4 protein-coding genes and 1 pseudogene are annotated in these 4,422 nt (G+C 66.4%); 3 read left to right on the top strand and 2 right to left on the bottom strand.

Annotated elements, in window-relative coordinates; genetic code table 11:
* The coding region (locus tag X803_RS20320) for an amidohydrolase family protein (RefSeq protein WP_035779236.1) at window positions 1–824 on the top strand (824 nt) is incomplete at its 5' end.
* Between the two features lies 1 nt (window position 825).
* Window positions 826–1,278: a hypothetical protein gene (locus X803_RS0114625; RefSeq protein ID WP_035779238.1), complete on the top strand. Its 453-nt coding sequence runs from the start codon at window positions 826–828 to the stop codon at window positions 1,276–1,278.
* A 6-nt stretch (window positions 1,279–1,284) separates the two neighbouring features.
* Here the strand turns inward: X803_RS0114625 and X803_RS0114630 are convergent, their stop codons facing one another.
* The gene (locus X803_RS0114630; RefSeq protein WP_026545709.1) at window positions 1,285–2,439 is read right to left on the bottom strand and encodes a cystathionine gamma-synthase; all 1,155 of its coding nucleotides are present in this window, start codon (window positions 2,437–2,439) and stop codon (window positions 1,285–1,287) included.
* A 21-nt stretch (window positions 2,440–2,460) separates the two neighbouring features.
* The gene (locus tag X803_RS0114635) at window positions 2,461–3,837 is read right to left on the bottom strand and encodes a cystathionine beta-synthase (RefSeq protein ID WP_026545710.1); all 1,377 of its coding nucleotides are present in this window, start codon (window positions 3,835–3,837) and stop codon (window positions 2,461–2,463) included.
* Between the two features lie 75 nt (window positions 3,838–3,912).
* Between X803_RS0114635 and X803_RS22355 the strand changes: the two are divergent.
* Window positions 3,913–4,422 (top strand): annotated as a pseudogene (locus X803_RS22355) (3-methyladenine DNA glycosylase); the annotation flags it as partial.

The following is a 4,422-nucleotide window of genomic DNA, read 5'->3' on the forward strand; positions in this document are numbered from 1 at the left end:
GGTCCGGCAACCCCATCGGCGGACTGGCCGTGGCCATCCACACCCACGGCCGCTACATCGAGGAGATGGTGCTGCGCTCCCCCAGCGGGTTGAAGTCCGCCCTCGGCGAGAACCCCAAGCGTGTGTATGGCGAGAAGAAGCAGACACCCTCCACGCGGCTCGGCACCGCCATGGTGATCCGCAAGGCCTTCATGGACGCCCAGAACTATCTGGGCAAGGCGGACGAGAACGCCCGCGACCCGAAGCTCGAGGCCCTGGCGATGGTGCTGCGCCGCGAGATCCCCTGGCGCCAGCACGCCCACCGCGCCGATGACATCGCCACCGCCCTGCGCATCGCGGACGAGTTCGGGTATGAGCTTGTGCTTGACCACGGCACGGAGGCGCACCTGCTGGCCGATGTGCTGGCGGAGCGCGGCGTACCGGTGCTGATCGGCCCACTGTTCACCACGAAGTCGAAGGTGGAACTGCGCGGACGCTCGATTGCCAATCCGGGCAAGCTGGCGGCGGCCGGCGTCGAAATCTCCATCATCACCGACCACCCGGTCATTCCGATCCACTTCCTGGTCCACCAGGCCACCCTCGCGGTGAAGGAAGGGCTGGACCCCGTGGTTGCGCTGCGCTCCATCACCATCAATCCCGCGAAGGTGCTGGGACTGGCGAACCGCATCGGTTCCCTGGAACCCGGGAAGGATGCCGACGTCGTCCTCTGGAGCGGTGATCCGCTGGATGTGATGCAGCGGGCCCTGAAGGTGTGGATCGGCGGTAAAGAGGTCTACCGGTACGACGACGACGCACGCACCGGCGTCGTGGCCCCCCGGGGCTGAGATGGCACGTCAGCCCCGTCCCGCGCTTCCTCCGAAACCGCTAACCATCCGCGCGGCGATCGCCGTGGAGGTACTGGTCAGCGTCCTCTTCCTGATCGCCGGAGGATCCTTCCTGATCTCCGCGGGCGCACAGGAGATTGACCGGGCGGGGCTGATCGGCCTCGGCGTGCTGCTCGGTGCGCTCGCTGTCATCCAGCTGGTCCTGGTGCTTGGGCTGCGCCGGGGGAAGCGCGGCGCGCGGGAACTTTTGACCACGATAGGTTTTGTGGTGGGCATCCCGATCCTGGTCCGGCGGACACCGGGGCTGTCTGTGGTGTCCGCCGTGATGCTGCTCGGCGTGCTGCTGATGTGGGTCCCCACCTCCACGGCCTGGTTTCAGCAGATCAGTCCCAGACCGCAGAACAAGTGGGTTCGGCTGGCCAGCCGGACGGTCAGTCCGTTCCGGAAGCGCTGACGCTCCTTAGAGCCGCGCGAATGCCTTGTCGAGATCCTCGATAAGATCCTCTACGTCCTCGATGCCGACCGAAAGCCGCACCAGGTTTTCGGGGACGGCCAGTTCGGTTCCCTTCACCGAGGCGTGCGTCATCTCCGACGGGTAGTTCATCAGCGACTCGATGCCGCCGAGGGACTCCGCGAGCGTGAACAGTTCGGTGGACTCGGCAACCGTCCGGGCGGCCTGCTCCCCGCCCTTGAAGGAGACGGAGATCATGCCGCCGAAACCGCGCATCTGGCGGGCGGCGAGCTCGTGGCCCGGGTGGTCCGCCAGGCCCGGGTAATAGACCCGCTCCACTTCCTCACGGGTGGTGAGCCACTCGGCAATGGCCAGCGCATTGGAGCTGTGCCGGTCCATGCGCACGCCCAGGGTCTTCAGCCCGCGGGTGGTCAGCCACGCCTCCATCGGCGCGGACACGGCGCCGACCGCGAACTGGATGAAGCCGATCTTTTCGGCGAGCTCTGCGTCGTTGAGGACAACGGCGCCGCCGCTGGCATCCGAGTGGCCGCCGATGTATTTGGTGGTCGAGTGCACCACCACGTCGGCACCGAAGGAGAGCGGCTGCTGCAGGTACGGCGTGGCGAACGTGTTGTCCACGACCAGAACCGCGCCGGCCTTCTTCGCGACCCCGGCGATCGCTGCAATGTCGGTGATCTTCATCATCGGGTTGGACGGCGTTTCCACCCAGACCATCCGGGTGTTTCCGGAGGCAACAGCCTTCTCCACGGCGTCGAGGTCGGACATATCGACGGCGGAGTTGGTGATGCCCCAGTCACCGAGCACCCTGTTGATCAGCCGGTAGGTTCCGCCGTAGGCATCGTTGCCCAGCACGATGTGGTCGCCGGGCCGCAGCGCCGCACGGATCAGCGCGTCCTCAGCGGCGAGGCCGGAGGAAAAGCTGAACGCGTGCTCTGCACCTTCGAGGGCTGCGAGCTGCGCCTGCAGGGAATCCCGGGTGGGGTTGGTGCCACGCCCGTACTCGTAGCCGTTGCGCAGTTGGCCGATGCCGTCCTGGGCGAAGGTTGTGGTCTGGTACAGCGGCGGGATGACCGCCCCCGTGGTGGGGTCCGGTGCCTGGCCGGCGTGGACCGCGCGGGTGTTGAAGCCGTTTCCTGAAGTCACTGGTTGCTCTCCTCATTAGGTTTAGCTGCTCAGGTACGTCAGCAGGTCATGACGCGTAAGTATTCCCACGGGTGCTCCGACGAACGTCACCATGAGGGTGTCACTGTCCTGCAGCCGCTCGCGTGCGGTGGTCACGGACTCCAGCGAACCGATGATCGGCATCGTTGCGCCCATGTGCTCGGAGATCTTGTCGGTGAGCTTGGCCGTGCCGTGGAAGATCTTTTCGGTAAGCAGGCGTTCGTCGACGGATCCGAGGACCTCCCCCATCACTACCGGAGGCTCCTGGGACAGGACGGGGATGTTGGAGACGCCGAACTCATTCATGATCATGATGACATCCCGGACAGTCTCATTGGGATGGGTGTGCACCAGGTCCGGCAGCGCCCCGTTCTTGGAGCGGAGCACCTCGCCGACCGTTGCCTCGTCACCGCTGTCCATGAACCCGTAGGACTTCATCCAGTCATCGTTGAAGATCTTGCCGAGATAGCCCCGGCCGCTGTCCGGGAGAAGCACGACGACGACGTCATCCTCTGTGAGATTCTTCGCCGCCCGCAGCGCGGCCACGACGGCCATGCCCGAGGAACCGCCCACCAGGAGGCCTTCCTCCCGGGCCAGCCTGCGGGTCATGGCGAAGCTCTCGGCGTCATTCACCGGGATGATCTCGTCAGGAACCGACGGATCATAGGCGTCCGGCCACATGTCCTCGCCGACGCCCTCAACGAAGTACGGGCGTCCGGTGCCGCCGGAGTAGACCGAGCCCTCGGGGTCCGCTCCGATGATCCGGACCCGGCCGGTCTCCCGGTCCTTCGAGATGTCCTTCAGGTAGCGGCCCGTGCCGCTGATGGTGCCGCCGGTGCCGACGCCGGCAACGAAGTGGGTGATCCGGCCATCCGTGTCCCGCCAGATTTCCGGGCCGGTGCTCTCATAGTGGCTGGCCGGTCCGTTGGGGTTGGAGAACTGGTCCGGCTTGAAGGCGCCCGTAATTTCCCGCGTCAGGCGGTCTGAGACGCCGTAGTAGGACTGCGGGCTGTCCGGAGCCACGGCGGTAGGGGTTACCACCACCTCAGCGCCGTACGCGGCAAGGACGTTGCGCTTGTCCACACCCACCTTGTCCGGAACCACGAAGATGCACTTGTAGCCGCGCTGCTGGGCAACGAGCGCCAGGCCGACGCCGGTGTTCCCCGACGTGGGTTCGATGATGGTGCCGCCGGGCTTGAGCTTGCCCTCTTTCTCCGCCGCGTCGATGATCTTGACCGCAATGCGGTCCTTGACCGAACCGCCCGGGTTCACGTACTCCACCTTGACCAGGACCGTAGCAGCGATCCCCTCCGTCACCTTGTTGAGCTTGATGAGCGGGGTGTTACCGATGAGATCCACGACGGAGTTGGCAAACTTCATGGTTAACAAGTTACCGGTACGCACTGACACTTCCCGACGCCGGGACTGTCACCGGTCCGTGCGAGCATTAACGGCATGACCCTCACCGCCACCGCACCGGCCGCGCTGTCGGCCGTTCTGGAGCCGGAGGGCGCCTATTCACTCCAGGCGTCCGTGAGCCCGCTCCAGTGCGGCCCGAGGGACCCGACCGTGGTTTTCCGGGACGGCGCAGTGTGGATGGCCTTCCGTAATGAGGACGGTGCAGTGACACTTCGGCTGACGCAGCGGGGCGGTCTGCGGCAGTGCTCCGTACAGGCCACGGCCTGGGGGCCGGGAGCTGCGGCCGCCCTGGTGTCCGTGCCCCGCCTGGTGGGGCTGCTGGATGACTGGTCGGGCTTCGACGCGCCCTCCTTCGCCGCCGGGCTCCCGGAGCTTGCCCGCAAGGGCCGCTATCTGCAGCCGGGCCTCAGGCTGCCGGCAACCGGAAGGATGCTCGACGCCGTCGTGCGCGTGATTCTGGAGCAAAAGGTGACGGGCCTGGAGGCGAAGCGGGCGTGGCGTTACCTCGTGTCGCGTTTCGGCGATCCTGCGCCGGCCGCTCCCGGC

It is taken from the genome of Arthrobacter sp. 35/47 (genome assembly GCF_000520475.1).
GTDB classification, from domain to species: domain Bacteria; phylum Actinomycetota; class Actinomycetes; order Actinomycetales; family Micrococcaceae; genus Arthrobacter_D; species Arthrobacter_D subterraneus.

Bases quoted from the DNA above. Each gene is read 5' to 3' on its own strand.
- X803_RS0114635 (WP_026545710.1), bottom strand. From the start codon at position 3,837: ATGAAGTTTGCCAACTCCGTCGTGGATCTCATCGGTAACACCCCGCTC.
- X803_RS0114625 (WP_035779238.1), top strand. From the start codon at position 826: ATGGCACGTCAGCCCCGTCCCGCGCTTCCTCCGAAACCGCTAACCATC.